Origin of the sequence: Paenibacillus andongensis (assembly GCF_025369935.1) — a bacterium.
GTDB lineage: Bacteria > Bacillota > Bacilli > Paenibacillales > NBRC-103111 > Paenibacillus_E > Paenibacillus_E andongensis.
Window position 1 is genome coordinate 7418262 of record NZ_CP104467.1, and the last position, 22348, is coordinate 7440609.

Genomic DNA, 22348 nt, shown 5'->3' on the forward strand with positions numbered 1-22348 from the left:
TTCATCCACCCAATTCGATGTCAAATTCATTATTATTCGCTGTGATCAAATACGTGTTGTTATCTATTTTTTCTATCTTACAGCCACGAAGTTTACCTATTTTATTTTCCATCCTTAAAATAAAGAAGGCGCGGTCGTGGAAAGGCGCAATCTTGCCATGCAAGACATTCCCTTCCGTACTTAACGTAACTTGGCCCGCGAGTTCTTGCTCCATATCGAAAGCAGCTTCTGCGGAAGTCATCGCCCTCAGCCATGGATAAGTTTGATGGATACGTTCAAGCATTTCGGAAAAGTTTTTATACATCTTCTCCCAAGTCAAACCCCCGCTACGATCCTTTGAATAGGCGTCATCGGGATGGACAAAATGAGAAAAAACCCCATGCGTCGTTATGGCATTTGCAATTAACCACCGTTGGAAATCGCCTTCGGTATAGCCCGAAGTCACCCTCGGCATCTCCACAATGCCATCTTTCGCAATGCTGTATTCCTGCACATAAGCTAGTCCTTTTCCGTCTTCAGGATATAAAGAAGCAATGACCGCAAGCGTCGGCCAACTCTTCTTAATCGCTTCTCTGCCTTCCGGACTAAGCACATTAGATGGTGGGACATACGTTACCATGGAGTAACTCGGAAAAGCTTCGTGTGCAAAATTCACAGCTTCCTTGGTTGCCGCCGCCATATCATCGGTACTGCTCCATAGCTTATAACCGAACTCATCCGCGACTTCTTGACTTCCTGTAAACGATTGATGGTTATACCCATGCAGCCCAATTTCACCGCCGCTCTTCAACACCTCACGTCCGTACGAGATAAGCCCCTTTGAATCTTTGTCTGTCGGTGATTCAAAAGGAGGCTTGACTCGATCCTGATAGGATTCTATCAGAACCCCCGTATATTTAACATCACTCTGCTTCGCCAACGCGAGCATATCCGGCCACCAAATATCTTTGATAAAGGCAGGCCTCGTTTTGTGATACTCATTATAAATGATTGGATCTATTACCGAAGCTATCGGCATAGGAAAATCATCCAGATAGACAATCTTCGAATTGAAGATCGGGTATACAAACACAGGCTCCAGCATACTAATTGCTCCTGAAATGAGTCCGCGATTCATTTTTTCCTGCAGCATGGTCCCGTTAAATACCATGAACTTGCCTTGACCATATGGATACTCCCAAAGAAGAGGAGCGCCCTCCACCGTTTTCGCCAAAACTTTGCTCTTCTTATCGAGCTCAACCGACATCACCGAATTGGTGATGAATGGATCGTTAATGATTAAATTTTCCTCACCTATCAATACATTAGAAGTCAGATGAACACCCTGGGCATCATGACTCTCGCCCGCGTTCACAATTCCCATCTTGCGGTAAAGTCGATAAAAAGCATCCCCCTTTACGGGAGTCGTCTCTTGGAATACATATCCGCCTTGTGCCACATATTGAGCGAGCTCATCGAGATTTCCAAGCAAGCCCATGTCAACGAACGTCGATATGACGACTTGACACCCCGAAGCTTGGAAAGCTCCACTTTGAACATCGAGAGTCTTTACCGGCTTTTTCATGTATCCTAGCACATACTCCGTTTGGGTCTTTTGTTTCTCACTGAAGTCATCAGTACTATCGAATACAATGCAATAGGGCTTACCGGAAGGCTGTATCTGGGCAACAGCTGATTTCAACCCCTTCAGGCCATCGTTCGCTGTACCGTTGCGGTTGAATTGAAGAATAAATTTAGAATTCGTAATTTGAACAGCGATAGCTAGCAGCAATATACCTATCAGAATGATATAGACGTTACGATTGAATTTGACTTTGTTCATCCGTCTTCTCCTCCAACCAAAACCTCACGATAGTTAATGCCTGATTCGATAATCGAATGGGAGATTTTCTTAATTGTATCAGCGTCGACTTCAATTGCTCGATCGAACGCATCGTATAATACACTTTCATTAAACTGAGATAAGCATCCTCATGCAGCGGATACTGCTTTAAATACAGTAAAGCTGTCTGTTCCGCTTCCGCATACTCTTCCAAATCAAGATCGGTTCTAATCTTATCGACATAGACTTCCGCTGAATCCGGCGATTGTTCAATCAACAATTTCAACACGTTCGTGTAAGTATAGCTATATTTAATCCGGGTCCGTTCATCAAGAAAACCACTGCGCATATAAGATTTTAATATGTCGGAGTAAGAACGAAGAACATGCGTGTCTTCCTTGTTCTCCTCGAACTTAACCGCCAGCTCTTGCAGGTTTAGTGTTATTTTGCGCTTCATCTCCATAATCGCGCTAACCGCATAATGCGACGTTTCCGTATCGTCATTACTGACGGCCATTTGAAGAACTTCCAAATAGTCCAAAGAATCCTGCTTCAGTAAATCAATCATCACCCGGCGCCTCGTGGAAATATCATTGACGAGCAGCGCTTCCTCCAGTGGGACTACATTCATTTCCTTTTCCGTTTCCAACCTGCTCACCACATCCGGAAGATGATCGTTTTCGATAAGAATATCGTCAAACAACGATTTCCTCGCTTGTTGATGACGTACATCGTTACGTTCATGCCAACGCTTGGAGCGAAAGGCAGGCAGAAGAAATCCGATTACAGGAAATCCGACAGCAAGTACGATACGAACCCAAGCTTCGTTCTTATCCTGCCGATGCCGGAATCCGATGACTGCAGAGCAAAATACGATGTAAACAAGCAGGATCCACTCAAGCATTGCTGAACTCCTCGTCTAGCATGCGCATATAAATACCATTTTGCTCAAAACGATTTAAGACGAAGGATGCTTCCTCCTGGCTCGAATTGGAGAGAAGCACAAGAAGCTTCCCGTCCCTGCTCATACCCAAATAATCCGTTTCCCGCAAAAATCTTGAAACTTTCTGTGGCGTTTCATCGGAAACATCAAAAGCATCGATTGGCGTAAGCAGCATAAACTCAACGCCATGCTTGGCATTAGCAACTTGTTTACTAGCTAATATGTCGGCAAAAACCTCCGGTTTTAATACAGGCGTTCCATCCATATACCGCTGAACGGCCGTAGCTTCCACATAGGAAAGTGCTCGCGAAAGGGAGGAAGAGATTAAGTCCACTATAATTTTGAAAAGGTTCTGGTGATATAACGTAAAATAATCAAACTTCATGGTATGGACAGAAATGACAGCAACGACTTTGCCATTATTGAAGACAGGAGCGGCAAGGAGGGGGATGTCCCCTTTTAAATCTTTGTTAACAAAAAGCTTCTTCTCCTGAAGGAGCTTTTGGATATAAGGGAAATCCTCCACCTTCATCGATTTGCTCGCGTCAAATTGCGTACCGCTTGACCTAGCCAAGAGACGGAGGTAGCTGCCGTATTTATTCACCGTATAGATCGTAACCGTCTGCGATTTCATGACCGATTCCACGACGCTAACCGTCGAAGTAAAGATTTTTTCCGGCTCCAGACTTTCCAGCTCTTTAACAACAGAATAAATTTTACCAAAGCTGTCTCCGTTGTTCATAATTTGCTGCTGAAGCTCATCCTTAACCTGGCGAGTCTCCTTAAATACCTCTGTTAAAAACTCGTGTTTCTCGGACAGCGATTCAAGCTCTTTCTTCTTCGATTCAAGCATGGTGTTTTTCCGCTCAACCGTATATCCGACGACTAATCCAATAAACAAGTAGACAGCGATATGAAAGAAAAAGTCAGGATCGTAAAATAGCGAAAGCATTTCCCGACCTTTACTGAGTTCATTATAAATATAAAGTCCGGTTGACATCCCGACAGCAAGCATAGATTGTCTATTGCCGTATAGGATGCCGAACAAAATAATATAAATAATTTTGATATCGATAAAGTCAGACAAGCTGTCTCTGAGCAGCAGGCTCATCCATGCTGTAAATCCGAAGGCAAACGCATTCTCTGCATAAGGCATCAACGTTCGAATGACTTGTCCTAGTCTTGAAGGAGCGGTTTGTTTCTTTGCCTTAACTCGTGTCTGCTCTTGTGAGGCATGCTTCTGAACGAACCAATTGTACGTCTTCGCAAGCCCCTGCTGAAACGAATTCTTTGGTACCCAGTCTAAATCGTTCGCTATACGACTGTTGTCCAGCTTGGAACGGTATATATCCCCTTCACGCTGCTCTGAATGCACGATGGCCACCGAGCCATGCATACCTTCCAACGCACTAATTAATTGATTAACCGAATTCTCCGTATTCGCTGATAAATTATACACACCATCCAAACGGGAATAAGACGAACGATAAATAGCGTCTGCCACATCTTCCACGTAGATGAAGTCCCTCGTTTGCCCGCCATCTCCGTAAACGACGAGTTCTTTTCCATTTATCACTTTTTCCATAAATATGGAGATAACGCCACCTTCGCCGACGCTGCCTTGACGCGGTCCGTATACGTTAGAAAAACGGAAGCAAAGCGTATTCAAACCGTACAATTGCTTCCACTTGCTGCAATACGTTTCACCAATCCATTTATTAATACCATAAGGGGAAATAGGATTACAGACCGAGGATTCCGTCAGAGGAATTTCATCATTGTTTCCATAAACGGCAGCAGAAGAAGCGAAAATAAACTTATGAACATTATATTTCTGAGATAATGAAAGCATGTTGGAAAGCCCGAGTACATTGGATTTCGAATCCAGTCTCGGGTCTTCAACCGATGTCTTCACATTCACTTGAGCAGCGAGATGAACGACAGAATCAAACCGGTTACTGCGAAAAATTTCCTCGCATTTCCGATCCTCCACGGACAATACATAGCCTTTATGCTTAAAATCTACATTCTGCTTATTGCCGGTAGACAAATTATCTATGATATAAACTTCATAACCTTCTTTATAGAAGCGTTCTGCGACAAAAGATCCAATAAAGCCATATCCTCCTGTAATTAACACCTTCATACTGAGTTCCTCCAGGACAGATTATTTATGCTTTCCATTCATCTTAATTTCGGTACAAATAGAAAGTATCAATATAGTACTTATAGCATATTTTTTCGCCATTTAACAGCAAAATATTGCGTTTTTCAACCTATTTTTAGTTCTTTAGACCTATTTTTAAAATATAATTAACATACGTGCCAATATCTGTATTGTAACGTCATTCCCTGTCTGATAATATTTCAAAGATAGATCCTGGAGGAGGTACATCTCGTGAAATTCCGTCTTCATCGTGTGCTTATCGCTATAAGCCTTATTCTGGGGATATTGTGCGTTTTCGGCTACCGGAAACTTATGGCAATTGAAGTTATAAACCGAATCTCTTACTTTCCCGCGGAAACGAATCAAGTTCTGAATAACCCCTTTATGGGGTTTGTTATAGACGCAAAATATAATGAGGCCAAGCAGCCCTTTCGGCTTGCTTATGCAAATTTAACATGGGCTGACCTGGAACCGGAAAAAGGGAAGTATGCCTTTGATGCCATTGAAAAAAAATTTCAATTTGCTTTATGGAAGCAAAAGGGAGTATCCCTTATTCTCAGAGTGGTCCTCGATTACCCGAGTAAAACACCGCATAAAGATATTCCGGACTGGTTATATAAAGAAATCGACGAAAAAGGGGTTCCCTACGATTCTGACTACGGTAAGGGATTTAGTCCGGATTATAACAATCCTGTTCTGATCGAAAATCACGAACGCCTGATCCAGGCTTTAGGTAATCGCTACGATAACGATCTCCAAATTGCCTTTATCGAGCTGGGCAGCGTAGGACATTGGGGCGAGTGGCATACCCATAACGAAGGAAACTCACCGATCGAATTCCCTAAAGAAGACGTTACCGATCTATATGTTGAGCATTATTTGCAAAATTTCAAACAAAAGCGTTTGCTAATGAGAAGACCTCATGAAATCGCATTGAATCATGGACTTGGGTTGTTTAATGACGCTTTCGGCTCACGCAAGTCAACGATTGACGGGTTTCTGCAATGGTACACCTATGGATATAAGTCTTGGCTTACTCAAAATGATCAGCCGGCCATGCCTGACTTCTGGAAATCAGCACCTAGCGGTGGCGAATTTACACCTGATGGAGACTATTTGAATGATGCTCATATTGAAGAAACCTTGTTGCAGTCGAAGCTAACGCATGTAAGCTGGCTCGGTCCTAGCGCTCCTTACACAGAGCCTCTCGGCGGTCGGCTTCAGTCGAATATTGACCGATTCTTGAAAACCATTGGATATCGGTTTGTTATCGCAAAGGAGTCTCACGAAAAGGATATTCATGCGGGAAACCCGCTGCACGTCCAACTTACCATGATCAACAGAGGAGTAGCCCCCTTTTACTTTGCTTGGCCCTTGGAGCTTTCCCTAACGGATGAACAGGGAGCCATCGTGTCCCAAATGCGGACAATAGATATTCGCGAATGGCTTCCAGGAGAAAAAGATGTAACGGGCACATTGTCAATTCCTAAGAACCTTGCGCCTGGAAACTATAAGGTCAACGCTGCGATCCTTAATCCGCAAACTGGCAAACCAGAAGTGGACTTCGCTAACGACGGCAGGAGAAGCGACGGTCGTTATTCGCTTGGAACAGTTAGGGTACTTGATTAACAGCATTCAAGTCAAATTGTCTAGTAACACTGGATCCTATAAGCAAAGATTTCATTATAGCAAAAACCCGGCTACACCGTCCTTAAACGAGCGTGCTTGCAAAGATGCGGGGGAAATTGTTGTACGTTGTACAACTTCCCTTCCTAATTCACTAATTCCTTTATAAATAAATACACAAATAAGTGAACAATTAAACAAGTAAATCAACTCAGCGACATCCTTAATTGGTCACGCTAAATAGGGGGTAAGCTTCGCCGCCCCCCTTAATCCAAAACATACAAACCAAAAAAATCCTTCGACTCAGGGAATCCATCCCTGTCGCCGAAGGCTTTTCGTTTTAACCCAGCACCACGCGGTCATCCGACAGCTTGTTGCCGCTGATGTGCTCGAACTCACCGAGCAGCTGCTCCACGGTGAGGTCCTTCTTCCGTTCCTCGCTCACATCAAGGATGATGCGCCCTTTGTCCATCATAATCAGGCGGTTGCCGAGACGAATCGCCTGCTCCATGTTGTGCGTGACCATCAAAGTGGTCAGCTTCATCTCGCGCACGATTTCCTCTGTCAATCGTGTGATGAGCTCCGCGCGCGAAGGATCCAGCGCGGCGGTGTGCTCATCAAGCAGCAAAATCTGCGGCTTGGTGAACGTAGCCATCAGCAAGCTGAGGGCTTGACGCTCTCCGCCGGAGAGCAGGCCCACCTTCGCGCGCAGACGGCCCTCCAGGCCGATGCCGAGGCGCTGCAGCTGTTCCAGGAACAGCGCGCGCTTACGCGCGGTGACGCCGAAGCTTAGCCCGCGCTTCTTGCCGCGGGCATACGCCATGGCGAGATTCTCCTCGATCGTCATTCGAGGAGCGGTCCCCGCCATGGGATCTTGAAAGACGCGGCCGACCCAGCGGCTGCGCTCGTATTCCGGCAGGTGGTGAATGACCTCGCCGCCGATTCGCACTTCGCCGGCATCCGGCGTCATGACGCCGGAAATGATGTTCATCAGCGTCGATTTACCGGCGCCGTTACTGCCAATGACCGTGACGAAGTCACCGGGCTTGAGATTCAAGTTAATACCGATTAGCGCGATTTTCTCATCCGCTGAACCGGGGTTAAATAGCTTAGAAACGTTCGAGAGCTGAAGCATTAACGATCACCTCCCTTGTTCATTTTCACAGCAAGGGCGATGAGTTCAGCCGAACGCCTTTTCGCTGTTGCTTTTTGCTTAATGGCCCGCTGCACGGAAGGTAGAACAAGCGCGATAATAACAATAATCGCGGTAATAAGCTTCAAGTCTGATGCTTTGAGCCATTCGACGCGCAGGGCCAATGCGACAACAATACGGTACACGATGGAACCGAGTACAGCAGCCAGCGTCGCTTGAAAAACCGTCCGAGCGCCAAAAATCGCTTCCCCAATAATAACGGAAGCCAGTCCAATGACGATCATCCCGATCCCCATCGAGATGTCGGCAAAGCCAGACTGCTGCGCGATGAGAGCTCCAGATAGTGCCACTAATCCGTTCGATAAGCTAACGCCTAGAATCGTAGTATTGTCGGTGTTTGCGCCGAAGCTGCGGATCATTCGCGCATTATCACCCGTTGCTCGCAGAGCAAGTCCCAAGTCAGTATGCAGGAACGCATCTAACAGCAATTTGAATACGACAACGATAATAAGCACTACCGTAATCGGCGACACGGAAGTGAATATTGTATCGACATTGAGAAGTGAAATGTTCGGCTTGCCCATAATGCGCATATTAATGGAATACAAGGCAATCATCATGAGAATCCCTGATAGAAGTCCATTAATTTTACCCTTCGTATGAAGCAGTCCCGTACAAGCTCCCGCCAAAAGCCCGCCTGCAAAAGCAGCCAAACAAGCTAGCACCGGCGAATAGCCATGAGCAATCATGATAGCTGCAACAGCGCCGCCCGTTGTAAAACTCCCGTCCACCGTTAGATCGGGGAAATCGAGAATGCGAAACGTGATATAAACACCAAGCGCCATCAATGCATAGAGAAGACCTAGCTCGACGGCACCATTCATTGAATCCATCATGTGAATAACCTCCTACTTTGAAAAAAAGGGGTGAACGAAAGCGACGTTCACCCCTTTTGTGTCTGAATCCTTACTGAATGATGTTTTTCTCTTTATCTTTTACTGCATTTTTCATAGCGTCTGTTACATCAATTCCTTGAGCTTTTGCTGCTTTCAAGTTTAAGATCAGATCCATCTTTTCAGGAACAGTTACTTTCATGTCTGCCGGTTTTTTACCATTCTTGAGAATGTCGACAGCCATTTGGCCAACTTGGTAGCCATGATCATAATATTTGAAGCCAACTGTTGCAAAAGCACCTTTTTCTACGGTATCTCGGTCACTAGAGAAGAACGGAATATGTTTATCATTTGCAATTTGAATAATACCATCCACACCGCTTACGACTGTGTTATCAAGTGTAATCAAGAAAGCATCCGCGCGCCCAACAAGGGATTGCGCAGCTTGTTTGACCTCAGACGTATTGGTAACCGGCGCTTTAATCAGCTTAATACCATGCTTCGTTAAGGTTTGCTCGGCATTTTTGGCCATGATAACAGCGTTAGGCTCTCCTTCGTTAATAACAAGACCAACTGTTTTCACTTTAGGCATGTTCGCAGCAACGAAATCCATTAATTGCGCAACAGCCATTGGGTTCGTGTCCGAAGCTCCGGAAACATTACCGCCCGGCTTGTCCACATTGCTAACAATTTTGGCTGCAAGCGGGTCTGTAACAGCCGCGAACAGAATTGGAGATTTCTTCACTTGCTGTACAAGCGCTTGTGCAGATGGTGTTGCGATACCAAGTACCAAATCGTAGTCGGCGGAAGCAATTTTTTGAGCAATGGATAAGTTATTCGGTTGATCGCCTTGCGCATTGTTGAAATCAACTTTCAAGTTGGTACCTTCGACGATACCGCCATCTTTAAGCGCTGCCAAGAATCCTTGACGTGTTGCATCTAGGGACGGATGTTCAACAATTTGTGAAATCGCTACTTTATAAGACTTTTGCGCGGCAGCTGTTGCTGCCGGAGCTGTTGAAGCCGCAGCGCTTGCTGCCGGAGACGGAGCCGCCTTCTGTCCACAACCTGCTACGACCATAAGAGCTGCTGATAATACGAATGATACGAGTGCTTTCTTTTTCAACATAATTACCCCTCTCTAAGTTCCCATTTATCGCTTGGACTCATTGCTCACTCACCACTTTAACGCTTTTGCGGGACAAAGTTTGAGGATATGAAATACCCAAGACTCCATATTAATTAACCATAGTTTAAAGGGCTCGTGGGTTTCCGTCAATTGTTTTATCCTCATTTATATGTTTTCTGTAAGCATCTGGAGAAAATTGTTCAGGACTGCCTAGGAAGATAAAAGTCACGAAGCAATTCGTCCATCACCCGATTCGTTCGCGCCGCAGTCCGACCGTTACTAGGGCTTTTACCAATCCCCCGCAGCTCGTTAACCACTGATTGAATAAGAGGCTGTTGCACATGAGCCGGATACGGAACCGCATACTCCTCGATCTGACCATTTGCCAACTCCAAGCGAATATCATCACTAAACGTCGAAAACGAAATTTTACCTAGATTCCCAGTAATTTCAGTTATGTCACTGCGCTTGAACGCATTGAAACTCCAAATCCCAGTACCCATAACACCAGACTCAAAAGCATAGGTCGTTGTTACGATATCTTCGACTTGATACTGCGCTGACTGATTTCTGGCAAAACCTTTTACTTCGCCAATTGGACCAAGTAAATAATCAAGAATATCCAGCGTATGACTCGCCAAATCAACGAACAAACCGCCTCCGGAAATCTCCGGCCGTATGCGCCACGGCTGCTCCTGTCCATCATCTTCCCTCAAGGTTTGGAGAAAAGTCGTCTGCACAAATCGGACTTCACCAATGATACCGCTGTCAAGCAAACTCTTGATCTCAACAAATTTCGCCAAGCCTCTGCGATAATAGGCCACGAATAAGGGCACCTTTACTTCTTCACAAGCTGCAATCATGTCCAAACATTCCGCATGATTCCTCGCCATCGGCTTTTCCACATAGACAGGCTTTCCCGCCCGTGCCGCCAGCAGCGTATATTCCCGATGAAAACCTGGCGGTGTCGCGACATAAATCGCATTGACATTCGGATCGTTTACCAGCGCTTCCGCATCATCGTACCATGCAGCAACTCCGTGCCTTTTGGCATAATCTTCAGCTAGCGCACCACTTCTTCTCATCACAGCGACAAGCTCAGAACCCTCCGCCTTCTGTAAGGCAGGCCCGCTCTTGACCTCCGTCACATCCCCACAACCAATAATACCCCATCGTACCTTATCCACTTTCCCAAACCTCCCATCAGGTCACAGTGATACAAGATTTTATCCTACATATTCGACATCAGATCGCCTCCTCCTTTGACCTTTTCTTATAAAAGCGGCTGACAACATGAATGGTCCAATACTTTTATGATAAATTGGTACTTCTTCTGTACCACCAGAATGGCTATAATTTATGAAAAACGAATTAGGAAGGTGAAAATATGTACATTCCATCACACTTCGAAATAAATGACGACTTGATTACTTACGATATTATCGAGAAAAATGGTTTTGCCACACTGATTTCTCAACATCAAGGCGTTCCATTCGCAACTCACCTACCCTTATCATTGGATAAAAATAGAGAATACTTATTTGGACATTTTGCACGCCCTAATCCGCAATGGAACGATATCGAAAAGCAAGAGGTCTTAGCGATTTTTCATGGTCCGCATTGCTATATCTCTCCCTCTTGGTATGAAACATCTACTGCAGTTCCCACTTGGAATTATGCAGCCGTTCATGTATATGGCCAGGTTGAGCTTGTAAACGATACACAAGAAGTGTTGAATTCGTTAACTGATTTGGTTTTAAAATATGAAGAACCGGGCAGTTCCTATCAATTAGATCAGGTAGATGCTAGTTATTTAGCAGGCTTGAGTAAAGGTATTCAAGGATTTCGAATCAAAATTACTCGTATCGAAGGTAAGGCGAAATTGAGTCAAAACAATCCAGCAGAGCGCCAAAAGCTTGTTATTCAGCAGTTAGAAAATAGGACTGGTGAAGATGAACGTAAGATTGCCTCTCTTATGAGAGAAAATCTTAAATCTTGAACCTTCTCTCATTTTATCGTGTACAGACGATTAAATAAGGACTCCTTTCTCTCTCTTCCTTTCTTTCTTTCTCTCCCTCTTTCCGAGCTATAAAAAAGCGTTTCAAATCCCTGCACACCAGGGTTTGAAACGCTTTTCGCATTCTTGGCTCATCCTATTTTACGAATGAACCTCCGCAGTTGCCACAGACTCCAGCTGTGAGTGATCCGAAGATGTCATTTCGTGAAGCTGCAGCTGCTGCGTAGCAAACTCGCGGTACATCTCATGGGACTCCAGCAATTGCTGGTGTGTACCACTGCCCGTCACGACGCCTTTGTCCAGAAAGATAATTTGGTCGGCATCTACGACCGTCGATAAGCGATGCGCAATCACCAACGTGGTGCGTCCCTGCATCAAATTTTGCAGAGCCTGCTGCACAACAACCTCCGATTTACTGTCCAGACTCGATGTCGCTTCGTCCAGCATCAGTATCTTCGGATCCCGCAGCAAGGCTCGCGCAATGGCGATCCGCTGCCGCTGTCCACCAGATAGCTTGATCCCTCGCTCACCGACTTCCGTATCATACTTATCCGGCAGGTCCTCGATAAAGTCGTCGGCATACGCCATCCGCGAAGCCCGCTTTAACTCCTCCAGCGTCACTTCATGCTGCAAGCCGTAACAGATATTGTCCCGAATCGTGCCTGCTATGAGCGGACTCTCCTGCGAAACATAACCAATCTGACTCCTCCAAGAAATAAGCGAGAATTGATCAATACGGTCTGCACCCAGCGTGACTGAACCCTTTTGCGGCGCATAAAATCTTTCCAAAAGAGAGAACATCGTCGTCTTCCCGCTGCCGCTCGGTCCTACAATTGCCGTTACCTTGCCCGCTTCCATGGTGAAGCTGACATTTTTCAGAACAGACTCTCCTTCTTTGTAGCTGAAAGATACCTGATCGAAGTGAATCGACTGCGAGGCATTCGTGACAGGTACTCCAGCATGCGGATTCTCTTCTTCGTAATCAAGTACCTTGAGGATCGTGTCGGTCGCCCCCATCGCCTTCTGTACCTGATTGAAAAACTGCGTAATTTGCGTAATCGGCGCAACAATTTGGAACAAATACAGCATGAAAGCAACGAGCTGACCAGCTGAGATAGCCCCCGAGGCAACCTGCATGCCGCCATACCCGAAAAGCACGACAAACAGCATGAGCATGACAAAGGTGACAAGTGGCGCCATTAATGCTTGAATCCGACCTTCTTTGAGCCCGAATTTGAAAAGTCTTTGAATCCCTGCGGCACCTTCTTTATACTCAACAGGCTCAGCATTTGCAGCTTTCACTAAGCGCATTTCCGATAGCACGCGATTTAGCACGGAAGTGAAGCCAGCTGTCTCAGCTTGCATGCCCTTGGATATTTTAAACGCTTGCCGCCCCAGCGGAAAAAGAATGATGAAGGCTATCGGGAATACGCTGAACATGATAAGCGTCATTTTCCAATCCATAAACAGAAGCACCACAATAGATCCAATGATCGAGATGATCCCTGTGACGAAACCAGCCATATGCTCGGCAATGAGTCCCTTAATAACCGCAGTATCATTCGTCATCCGAGAGATAGTATCTCCCGTCTGATGGCTGTCATAGTATCTAACCGGCAGCACGAGCAGCTTCTTCCACAAACGATCCCGAATGCCGGCCACAACTCGCTGTCCAGCAAAGTTCAGTAGGTACACCGAAATCCCGGAAGCTATAGCCGATGCAACAAAAGCGATCGCCATACCGCTAATCTGTCCCCAATTCAAGGAACTAATGGAGAAGCTGTCAACGACGTTCTTCGTAAATAGTGGAATGACCAACCCCACCACTGTTGAAATAATACTTAACCCTAGCGCTATACTTAATACGAGCTTAGGCGGGTTAGCCTGTGCGAGCAAACGAGCGAACCCGCGCCAGTTGCTCTTAACCTTAGGCTCTTCTTTCCTTGTAAATGCCATCTATCTCTACTCCTTTACCGATTGGATGTTCATCCGTCTCTCTGGTATGATTGCTTACTTAGGTATCATACACTTCTATTTTAAACGGAATATAAACAAATCCCATCGGCCTTCAGGCGGAGAAGCAGCCTCCTATTTCTTTGTCCTCTCGCGATAGTACGCCACGGTCTCGGTAAGCGCTGTACGCAGCGGCGTAGGTCCCGCTTCTCCGCCAAAACGCTGTACAAACTTCCGGCTATCCACGACGAAAGGCTGCTCAAACTGATACAGCATCTCGACAACCTCCTTGGCCGCCGGAATGAATAGACCACCGAGGCGGAGCATCCCACGGCCCATCGTGCCAATGCGAGGAGAGTGCCCGGCAACCTCGTAGGCTAGTTCCGCGAATCGCCGAGCGCTTATGGTCTCTGCATTTGGCACGTGCCACACCTGACCGAAGGCATCTTCATGCTCACTCAGGGTCACGAGGGCTCGTCCGAAGTCGTCTATATATGTAAAGGTATGCAGCGCATCAGGGTTCCCAAGCAGTGAAATCGACTTCCCAGCCGCTACCGGTGTGAAAAAGCGCGAACCAACGGACGAGTTTTCTACCTGCGGTCCAAAGAAATCTGACCCTCTGCCGATTGTTACTCTCACATTCCCTTTTTGGTGTAAATCCAACAGCTCGCGAGCAACTTCAGCCCTTACCTTGCCTTTACGCGTGGAAGCCTTATAAGGCAGTCCTTCATGCATCGCCCCTTTAACTTCGCCGTACATATAGAGGTTATCCCCCATGATTAGATTCGACTTATGATGGGCAGCTGCTTTCGTAATATGGCTCATCAGTCTCTGAAACAACCCATCCCACTTATTATAAGGAGGCGCCGCGCATTGAAAAACGTTCTTTGCCCCTTTTAGCGCAGTTAGAGCACCGCTTTCACTCATCAGATCTGCTTGCATCACCTCAACACCATCAGGCACACTTGCCCTGCCCGAGGAGTTAACCATTCTGACTTTCTTCCCTCTCTTCAAAAGCTCTTTCATGACGGCCCTGCCCAGCGGACCCGCTCCCAATATGACTTCCATGCTGCATCCTCCCAAAAAAATTTTCGCCAGAATGACCGACTGGCTGCTTCTTATGGAAACAACAATAAACCCTATAGCAACTATAGGGTCAATGCATTTTTCACAGGAATTTGAAGATCAACAATAAAGTCATCTGGATTCATCATATGGGTAAAATCAATCAAATACCGCTCCAGCACAGGGCCGTTTTCTTCATAGCCATTCAGGCTCATCCAATCTTTCAAACGTTGGAACAGCGATTTACACGTATCTTCATTAGGAAAGCCCGCGTATACCGCGGATATGTAATCCCCGCCTGGCAGCCACCGGGTAAAGGCAGGTTCGGGCTGACTTGGCAGCAGCGGCACACAAATCTCAATATCAGAGTCTCCCCTGTCAAACGTAAGTATATCTTCATGGTAAATAGTCAAAAAGTGTCCATCCATCGACAATCCGTGCTCTTTGACCCGGTCCAGCAGCGCCATAAAGCGCATAACGGAAGCCTCCATCCCGCATGCATCTCTTTTGCGCTCGAAAGCGACGAAGCGATCTGGATATGTTTTCAGCTCTACCACAACTTGCGAATGCTCGAACTCGTTGCGCAGCTGCCGCCCGGCGTCCAAATGCCGCAGCCTTTGATCAATCGTTCCGACGACCGTCTCCAGCGTGCGGATCGTTTCTTCCGCTTCCGCCTTTTTCCCACGCATCAGCTCCGGTATGCCTTCCACGCTTTTGCTTTTGAAAATCTGACCGATCTGCTCCAGCGTGAACTGCATGCTCTGCAAGTCCTGAACAATTTTAATCGCAAGAATATCTTGACTGGAGTAGTATCGATAGCCATTCTGCCCATCCACACGGTGCGGCTTCACTAGCCCAATTTTGTCATAGAAATGGAGCGTTTGGATCGAGGTCTGACAAATTTTCGACGTCTGTCCGACGGTGTACCCCTGCCTGCTTAGCATATTTTTCATAGGATGATTACGACTCGGTTGCTATCTGCCAAATCACGCCGAACGGATCTTCCAGACGACCGAACATCGTCCCCCAGAACATGCGCTCGAAAGGCATTTTCACAATACCCCCCTCGGAAAGTCCATCAAATATACGACGCGCTTCTTCTTCGGCCTTAAATGCAAGCGTCAAATCCAACCCGTGGCCTCTATCGACCGTATCATTACCTGAATCAGCCATGAAGAAGCGAAGGCCAAGGGCTTGCAGCTCTAGATGCATGACGCGATCTTTGATGGATTCATCCGCATCCGGCATATCCGCGAACGTACGAAGGCTAACCAATTCCCCGCCTAGTGCCTTCACGTAAAAGTCAGCTTGTTTTCTTGCATCACTGCTGTAAATGTATGGAGTTAACGTTGCCATGCTGCTTCCCTCCTAATCAATAATCGTTGAATACAGACCGATCATATCAGATTTAGCCTAGGAAAGTGAATACGATCCCCAAACTAAGAGCAGCAGGTTTTTCAACATTTTGTTACGCGGGATGGAACGATCTACTGGTTGGGAGATCCGCCTTTCACGCGCTAGGAATCCAAAGCAGGGGCTGTCGTTATCCTTAGGAGTAGTCAGATTTTGTTTTTCACTGTTTCTTTTATACAATGAATGGGTAAGAACATTCTACCTACAGACTCACCGAGGAGGTTATTTCGATGAATAGTTTTACATTTTATAATCCAACCACACTGCATTTCGGTCAGGGACAACTGGAGAAATTAACGGCTGAGGTACCTAAATATGGCAAGAACGTGCTGCTCGTCTACGGCGGCGGGAGCATTAAGCAGAATGGCATTTATACGAAAGTTGTTCACCTGTTGAAAGGCTTGGATGTTAATATCTTCGAACTGAGCGGTGTAGAGCCTAACCCCAGACTAACAACTGTTCATCGGGGTGTAGAGATGTGCCGCAACCAAAACATTGACCTCATCCTCGCTGTTGGCGGTGGCAGCGTCATCGACTGCGCCAAAGCTATTGCTGTAGGAGCGAAGTACGCGGGTGACTTCTGGGATATCGTGACACGGAAGGCTTCTGCAACTGGTGCGCTGCCTCTGGGAACTGTTCTCACCATCGCAGCAACGGGCTCAGAAATGAATTCCGGTTCTGTTATTACGAACTGGGAGACCAAAGAGAAACTTGGTTGGGGCAGTCCGTTCTCATTCCCTAAATTTTCGATTCTCGACCCCGCTCACACGACTTCCTTGCCAGAAAATCAGACCGTCTATGGCATGGTTGACATCATGTCTCACGTGTTTGAACAGTATTTCCATCATACGACTAACACACCGCTGCAGGATGGCTTCTGTGAAACAATCCTTCGCACAGTGATCGATACGGCTCCGCGCTTGCTGCGAGACCTAGATGATCTGGAAGAACGTGCAACAATTCTATATAGCGGTACAATGGCGCTTAACGGAGTTCTAAGCATGGGTGTTCGCGGCGATTGGGCGACACATAATCTGGAGCACGCCGTGTCAGCCGTTCACGATATTCCGCACGGCGGAGGCTTAGCGATTCTCTTCCCGAACTGGATGACTTACACGCTCGATGCAAACGTGGCGCGGTTCAAACAGTTCGCCCAGAACGTTTTTGACATTGATGCGATAGACAAATCGGACCGCCAAGTTGCCGAGGAAGGCATCGCGGCTCTTCGTGAATTCTTTGCCTCCATTGGCGCGCCAAGCCGACTGTCCAATTACGACATCGACGACTCGACTATTGAGCTCATGGCCGATAAAGCCATGGTTTACGGGGATTTTGGTAACTTTAAGAAGCTGACTCGCGAAGATGTTGTGAACATTTATCGGATGTCATTATGAAAATAGGAGTGAGCTGACATTATTGTCAACTCACTCTTTTTTATTTCTGGTGAAAAAGCTGAAAATCATTTACAGACAGGGGTTCGTATGAAATACTTATAGGGAAATTATTCCTTATTTGGAGGTTGAATTGATATGAGTGAGGTTCGTGTGCCAAGTCCGATTAAGAATCGAATTAGCAACGTCTTTATTCCCGTTAGGAATATTGAACATGCACGAGATTGGTATTGTAAGTTACTTGGTGTAGCTCCTGACGGGGAAATCTTGTTCGGACACCTCTACGCTCTTCCCATGGACGGAACATCCCTTGTGCTTGATCAAATGCCCATGTGGGGCGGCAACGAGCCTGGTGGCCCTCCAACTTATCAAACACCTGCTTTTATGTTTCAAACCGAGAATATTCAAGCTTCTTATGAATTCATGAAAAATAACGAGGTGGAGCTTGTTACAGAGATCCAAAATGAGCAATGGTTTGCATTTCGAGATCCGGACGGTAACCTGTTAATGGTTTGTAAATAAACGTATAGACAGTCTCCATCAGCATCTGAATACTTAAAGCGACAAGGATCATACTATATCCATGACAAAACTTACTTTTACAGCCGATCAATTGGTCAGTTCTACCACAGCTTCCAAAAAATTTGGCGAGCTGCGCAAGAAAGCGAAAGATCGACCCCAATTCATAACCGAGAACGGTGTCGTCGATACGGTAATGGTTGGGTATCCTTACTTCGAGCAAATGTTTGCACGACTGGCTCAGCTAGAAGAACAGGAGGAAGAGCGCATCCTGAATGAACGAATCGATCGACTCACGCAAGACCCAGCCTCCATGTTGATTTGGACAGATATTCGCAAAGAACCACACGAAGGAGCGATTGGCTATTCGTTTTGATGCAGGAGCAGCTCAGGAGTATTGGCAGTTGGATATATCCGTATTAGATGCAGTCAATCAAGCAATCGATGAATTAAGTTACCGAGGGAATGAGGTTGGCGAAGAGTTTAGCCATTGTTCGAATCCTAAATTCGCAGGTTGTAAAGCGATTACCCTACAAGACGTTGACATTCGAATAGTTTTTAGGATAACGAACGATATCGCAGAAATTTTGCGTGTGGCCCCTGTTTCTAAAATAATGGCAGCTGATGCCCCTAATCATAGGGTTTTGGAGCATTTTCCAGGCAACCATCGAAATGAATTCATTTTAGCTATCCAAAAATGGAAACAAGAATACGAGCACTGAGGCCGTATATTCTTATTAAAGCCATTCAATAAATTCAAGTCGATTGCCGAATGGATCATTCAAATAGAATCGTTTGACTCCCTCGTCGTCCCTTGCATCATCTGGAACGATTTGTATGTTATGACTCATCAAATATCTCTGCAACTCGTCTAATTGACTGACCTGAAAGGCTGGATGAGCTTTTGCAGCAGGAACAAAATCCTTCTGAACCCCAATGTGAACCTGATGAATACCGCATTGAAACCAAACTCCGCCGCGTTTTCTTAAGTTCTCCGGTTTCGGGATTTCTGTCCAGCCTAGTAATTTCGCGAAAAAGTTTCTCGCTTCATCTTCACAACCTTCAGGAGCCGCTAATTGAATATGGTCAATCCCATGAAACGAAAAGTTCATACATAACCCCTCCTAAGAAATTTCACGTGATGAAACATAGTTTCGTTTTTTAATTTTAATTTTATCAGTAACTTCCTTTAAATTCCACTGTTTTTGTGCTATGAGTGAGACGGGGTGCCGCTATTGCTCGTGTTATCTTCATTTCTATTGGAGAAATTCCAATAGCATACGGTATCCATAATCCTGAATCAGAACTCCATTGGAAAAATTCCAATGGAATTCAACTGATGCTCCACAATTTCAGAGATTTACTTGCTTTTGTAAGAAAAATCGTCAGGGTGTTCTTAACGCTCCTTTTGCTTTAGCGAACATCCCTAGGGGCTTCTCGCTGTTTTCCGATGTACAACAAGACTTTTGCGTTTAGTAGTTGGCATCCCCTTAGGGCTTCACTAATGTACGAGGAGAACGATAATCCACTCAAGGTCCACAATAACTGCGAAAGTGCAGGTATTTTTCCTAAAATCGTTTGAAAAGAGAAAATGCCTGCTATTATGCAGGAATTTTAAGCCTTTCCATCCTGAAATTAAAAAAGACCGTAAAAGCCTGCACGATTGCAGGCTTTTACGAATAGGAGCTATTCAAAGAAAAAAAGTATGTATAATTGCAGGTTTATCACAAAGCGACCATAGATACTTCTTCTCGTTAAATTTCGCTCCAACCCAAAACATATAAATTCTTATCTTTCAACGAAAGGCGAAGATCCCTCTATACAAAAGGGTTCTCCGCCTTTTTCAGTACCTCGCTCTAAGTATGGCTATATTCGCAAAGCATAACATAAAACTACTAACGCTGGCCCTACAGCACTGTGTAGTCACGCCACTCTTCAGGCAGTAGACGTTGATATAGCGGCTGCAGGTAGCGATCGTCGATCAACAGTAGAACGCCGCGATCTGTTTCGGAGCGGATCAAGCGCCCGCCTGCCTGCTGCACTTTGTTCATGCCTGGGAACACATAGGCATACTCGTAGCCGTTTTTCCCGGTACTGTCCATATACGACTTGATAAGGTTGCGTTCAGGCCCCAGCTGCGGCAAACCGACTCCGACGACGGCTACGCCTGTTAGCCGATCCCCCACTAGATCAATGCCCTCTGAGAAGATGCCGCCCATCACAGCAAAGCCTACAAGCGTCTTCTCCGTTCCCGATTGAAACTCCGCCAGAAAGTGCTCCCGCTCCTCCTCCGACATCTGCGTCTGCTGTACAAGAACTCGGAGCTCCCTTTCCGGTTGCTCTGGATGCAGGGCCTCCTGCTCACCTACGAGATCAGTGAAAGCCTCATACACGCTGCTCATATAGGCATACGAAGGGAAAAACACCAAATAATTACCCGAACGCTTCGCCACCAGCTCATATAGCGAGCGGGCAATCGGCTCACGACTGCGCTCGCGATCCTGGTAGCGAGTAGACAGAGGCTGAACGAAGACATCCAGCTGCTCTTTGGAAAAAGGAGACGGCACCGTCACAGAATAGTCGTCCTCCCCAGCTCCTAGCGTGTCCATGAAGTAGGACAGCGGTGAGAGGGTCGCCGAGAAAAACACATGCGACCGATATCCCTTGCCCATCTGCCGAAGCAAGTGGGAGGGATCGAGGCAGAATAGTTTCACGCTGACCTCGTTCCTGTCACATGCCATGAACGTCACATACCGTTCATCGTATAGCTTCGCTATGCGCACAAAATTTTGTGCGCCGAAGTATGCCTCCAACAGCAGCGGGGCTGTTGGCGTTGTGGGTGTTGCCGCGCCTGCCCCGGCCAGCTCTTTTTCCGCTGCTGCAATAAACACGTCCAGCAGTCCAATCAATGGCTCCGGCAGCTCAGGCTCCACCTGCATCTGGCGATCCCCTATTTGCTTACGCAGCGCAATAAAGTACTGATTAATGGCCTTAGCCGCATCATGCAGCTCAGCCCGTAAACCCTTGAACTCACGCTGTAGCGCAAGGAAATCCGATTTATTTAACACGCTAGAATACATCTCTCGCGCACGGTCCACTAAATTATGAGCCTCATCTACAAGGAGTGAGGTTTGCCGCTTCTGTTCCTCGAACAGCCTTTTCAAATTCACACGAGGGTCGAAAATATAATTATAGTCGCAAATGACAGCATCCGCAGCATAGGCGACATCGAGTGAGAACTCAAAAGGACACACCCGATGCTTTCGCGCATACGACTCAATAACTGTGCGGGTCATGATAGTCTCATGTCTCAGCAGATCGAGCACAGCTTCATTGATCCGGTCATAATAGCCGTCGGCGAACTCACAATGCTCCTTCGAGCACCGCACTTCCTCCTTAAAGCACACTTTCTCCTTCGCCGTGATCGTGACAACTTGCAGCCTAAGTCCCCCAGCCTGCAGCAGTGAATAAGCTTCTTCCGCAGCGGTACGGGTAGTTGTTCTCGCCGTCAAATAAAAAATCCTCTGCAGCAGCCCCTCGCCAATCGCTTTGACTGATGGAAACAGGGTCGACATCGTCTTACCGATGCCTGTTGGCGCCTTGGCGAACAGCTTGCGCCCTTCATTTATCGTTTTGTACACCGCACCGGCCAGCTTACGCTGCCCTTCACGATAATTCGGGAACGGGAACGACAGCTCCTTGATGCTCTGATTCCTGCGCTGTTCATGCTCGTTTCTAGCCTGCGCATAAGGATAATACCGCTCCACCACGTCAAGCATGAACTGTTCAAGCTCATCCGATGAAACTTCAACAACAAATCGCCGAGTCTCTTCCGTATCAACCTGCATATACGTAAGTTGGATTCGCATACAGCTTAACCCTCGATCTTTGGCCACCATATAGGCATAGCACTTTGCTTGTGCCCAGTGGACCGGATAGGAATCCTCCTCGATCTGCCCAATATCGGATGAGGTGGATTTAATTTCGTCCACGGTAACCGTCACGCCATCCGCATCCATTAGAAGCCCGTCACAGCGCCCATCGATGACAAATAAAAGATCCTCATAAGGGATCTCAGCCGAAACATAAACCTCATGCTGGTCTGACTCGCCATATTGTTTCTGCAGTTTCTGGTGGGCTTTGGTCCCTTCCGTCAGCGCTCGACTTGTCCGAAAACCTGACTCGATACTGCCGCTGCGATATACATATTCCACCAAGGAGCGTACGGAAATGTTGACGTTAGGGGTCATTCTATGT

At 46.5% G+C, this 22348-nt stretch carries 19 protein-coding genes; 6 read left to right on the forward strand and 13 right to left on the reverse strand.

What is annotated here, in order from left to right:
• Window position 1: 1 nt before the first annotated feature.
• The 3 genes from NYR53_RS33305 to NYR53_RS33315 are packed head-to-tail and all read right to left on the reverse strand — an operon-like array spanning window position 2 to window position 4911.
• Window positions 2–1822 (reverse strand): DUF2194 domain-containing protein, encoded by a 1821-nt coding sequence (locus tag NYR53_RS33305; protein WP_261303229.1) that lies wholly within the window; start codon window positions 1820–1822, stop codon window positions 2–4.
• Complete coding sequence (locus tag NYR53_RS33310) at window positions 1797–2726, reverse strand: hypothetical protein (protein WP_261303230.1); 930 nt, start codon at window positions 2724–2726, stop codon at window positions 1797–1799. Before NYR53_RS33310 ends, NYR53_RS33305 begins: the two co-directional genes overlap by 26 nt.
• Window positions 2719–4911 carry an NAD-dependent epimerase/dehydratase family protein gene (locus NYR53_RS33315; RefSeq protein ID WP_261303231.1) on the reverse strand — a complete coding sequence of 731 codons (2193 nt, stop codon included), beginning with the start codon at window positions 4909–4911 and terminating at the stop codon, window positions 2719–2721. The genes NYR53_RS33310 and NYR53_RS33315 overlap by 8 nt, the downstream gene beginning before the upstream one ends.
• Before the next feature lie 252 nt (window positions 4912–5163).
• On the opposite strand from NYR53_RS33315, the gene NYR53_RS33320 reads away from it, so the two are divergent.
• Window positions 5164–6561: a DUF4832 domain-containing protein gene (locus NYR53_RS33320; RefSeq protein ID WP_261303232.1), complete on the forward strand. Its 1398-nt coding sequence runs from the start codon at window positions 5164–5166 to the stop codon at window positions 6559–6561.
• Between the two features lie 337 nt (window positions 6562–6898).
• Here the strand turns inward: NYR53_RS33320 and NYR53_RS33325 are convergent, their stop codons facing one another.
• From NYR53_RS33325 to NYR53_RS33340, 4 genes are all read right to left on the reverse strand, one after another.
• Window positions 6899–7693: an ABC transporter ATP-binding protein gene (locus tag NYR53_RS33325; protein ID WP_261303233.1), complete on the reverse strand. Its 795-nt coding sequence runs from the start codon at window positions 7691–7693 to the stop codon at window positions 6899–6901.
• Window positions 7693–8607 carry an ABC transporter permease gene (locus NYR53_RS33330; protein ID WP_261303234.1) on the reverse strand — a complete coding sequence of 305 codons (915 nt, stop codon included), beginning with the start codon at window positions 8605–8607 and terminating at the stop codon, window positions 7693–7695. Before NYR53_RS33330 ends, NYR53_RS33325 begins: the two co-directional genes overlap by 1 nt.
• Window positions 8608–8677: 70 nt before the next feature.
• Complete coding sequence (locus NYR53_RS33335) at window positions 8678–9733, reverse strand: ABC transporter substrate-binding protein (RefSeq protein WP_261303235.1); 1056 nt, start codon at window positions 9731–9733, stop codon at window positions 8678–8680.
• Window positions 9734–9933: 200 nt separating this feature from the next.
• The gene (locus NYR53_RS33340) at window positions 9934–10920 is read right to left on the reverse strand and encodes a Gfo/Idh/MocA family protein (protein WP_261303236.1); all 987 of its coding nucleotides are present in this window, start codon (window positions 10918–10920) and stop codon (window positions 9934–9936) included.
• A 200-nt stretch (window positions 10921–11120) separates the two neighbouring features.
• Here NYR53_RS33340 and NYR53_RS33345 point away from each other — a divergent pair, with 200 nt between their 5' ends.
• A complete protein-coding gene (locus NYR53_RS33345) occupies window positions 11121–11732 on the forward strand; it encodes an FMN-binding negative transcriptional regulator (protein WP_261303237.1) in 612 nt (203 codons plus the stop codon).
• 159 nt (window positions 11733–11891) lie between these two features.
• Here NYR53_RS33345 and NYR53_RS33350 read toward each other — a convergent pair whose 3' ends face one another.
• The 4 genes from NYR53_RS33350 to NYR53_RS33365 all read right to left on the reverse strand — a co-directional run bounded on the left by NYR53_RS33350 (window position 11892) and on the right by NYR53_RS33365 (window position 16124).
• Window positions 11892–13706 carry an ABC transporter ATP-binding protein gene (locus NYR53_RS33350; RefSeq protein WP_261303238.1) on the reverse strand — a complete coding sequence of 605 codons (1815 nt, stop codon included), beginning with the start codon at window positions 13704–13706 and terminating at the stop codon, window positions 11892–11894.
• A gap of 132 nt (window positions 13707–13838) precedes the next feature.
• Entirely contained in the window at window positions 13839–14771 is a 933-nt protein-coding gene (locus NYR53_RS33355) for an NAD-dependent epimerase/dehydratase family protein (RefSeq protein WP_261303239.1), read from the reverse strand.
• An 80-nt stretch (window positions 14772–14851) separates the two neighbouring features.
• Complete coding sequence (locus tag NYR53_RS33360; protein ID WP_261303240.1) at window positions 14852–15721, reverse strand: MerR family transcriptional regulator; 870 nt, start codon at window positions 15719–15721, stop codon at window positions 14852–14854.
• A 7-nt stretch (window positions 15722–15728) separates the two neighbouring features.
• On the reverse strand, window positions 15729–16124 hold the full coding sequence (locus tag NYR53_RS33365) for a VOC family protein (RefSeq protein WP_261303241.1): 396 nt from the start codon (window positions 16122–16124) through the stop codon (window positions 15729–15731).
• Between the two features lie 287 nt (window positions 16125–16411).
• Here NYR53_RS33365 and NYR53_RS33370 point away from each other — a divergent pair, with 287 nt between their 5' ends.
• From NYR53_RS33370 to NYR53_RS33385, 4 genes are all read left to right on the forward strand, one after another.
• Window positions 16412–17575 (forward strand): iron-containing alcohol dehydrogenase, encoded by a 1164-nt coding sequence (locus tag NYR53_RS33370; protein ID WP_261303242.1) that lies wholly within the window; start codon window positions 16412–16414, stop codon window positions 17573–17575.
• Window positions 17576–17710: 135 nt separating this feature from the next.
• On the forward strand, window positions 17711–18094 hold the full coding sequence (locus NYR53_RS33375; protein WP_261303243.1) for a VOC family protein: 384 nt from the start codon (window positions 17711–17713) through the stop codon (window positions 18092–18094).
• A 61-nt stretch (window positions 18095–18155) separates the two neighbouring features.
• Window positions 18156–18467: a hypothetical protein gene (locus NYR53_RS33380; RefSeq protein ID WP_261303244.1), complete on the forward strand. Its 312-nt coding sequence runs from the start codon at window positions 18156–18158 to the stop codon at window positions 18465–18467.
• On the forward strand, window positions 18451–18813 hold the full coding sequence (locus tag NYR53_RS33385) for a hypothetical protein (RefSeq protein WP_261303245.1): 363 nt from the start codon (window positions 18451–18453) through the stop codon (window positions 18811–18813). The genes NYR53_RS33380 and NYR53_RS33385 overlap by 17 nt, the downstream gene beginning before the upstream one ends.
• Before the next feature lie 15 nt (window positions 18814–18828).
• Here the strand turns inward: NYR53_RS33385 and NYR53_RS33390 are convergent, their stop codons facing one another.
• Together NYR53_RS33390 and NYR53_RS33395 are read right to left on the reverse strand one after the other, a co-directional pair.
• Window positions 18829–19203 carry a VOC family protein gene (locus NYR53_RS33390; RefSeq protein ID WP_261303246.1) on the reverse strand — a complete coding sequence of 125 codons (375 nt, stop codon included), beginning with the start codon at window positions 19201–19203 and terminating at the stop codon, window positions 18829–18831.
• A 795-nt stretch (window positions 19204–19998) separates the two neighbouring features.
• A complete protein-coding gene (locus NYR53_RS33395) occupies window positions 19999–22341 on the reverse strand; it encodes an ATP-dependent DNA helicase (RefSeq protein ID WP_261303247.1) in 2343 nt (780 codons plus the stop codon).
• Window positions 22342–22348 lie beyond the last annotated feature (7 nt).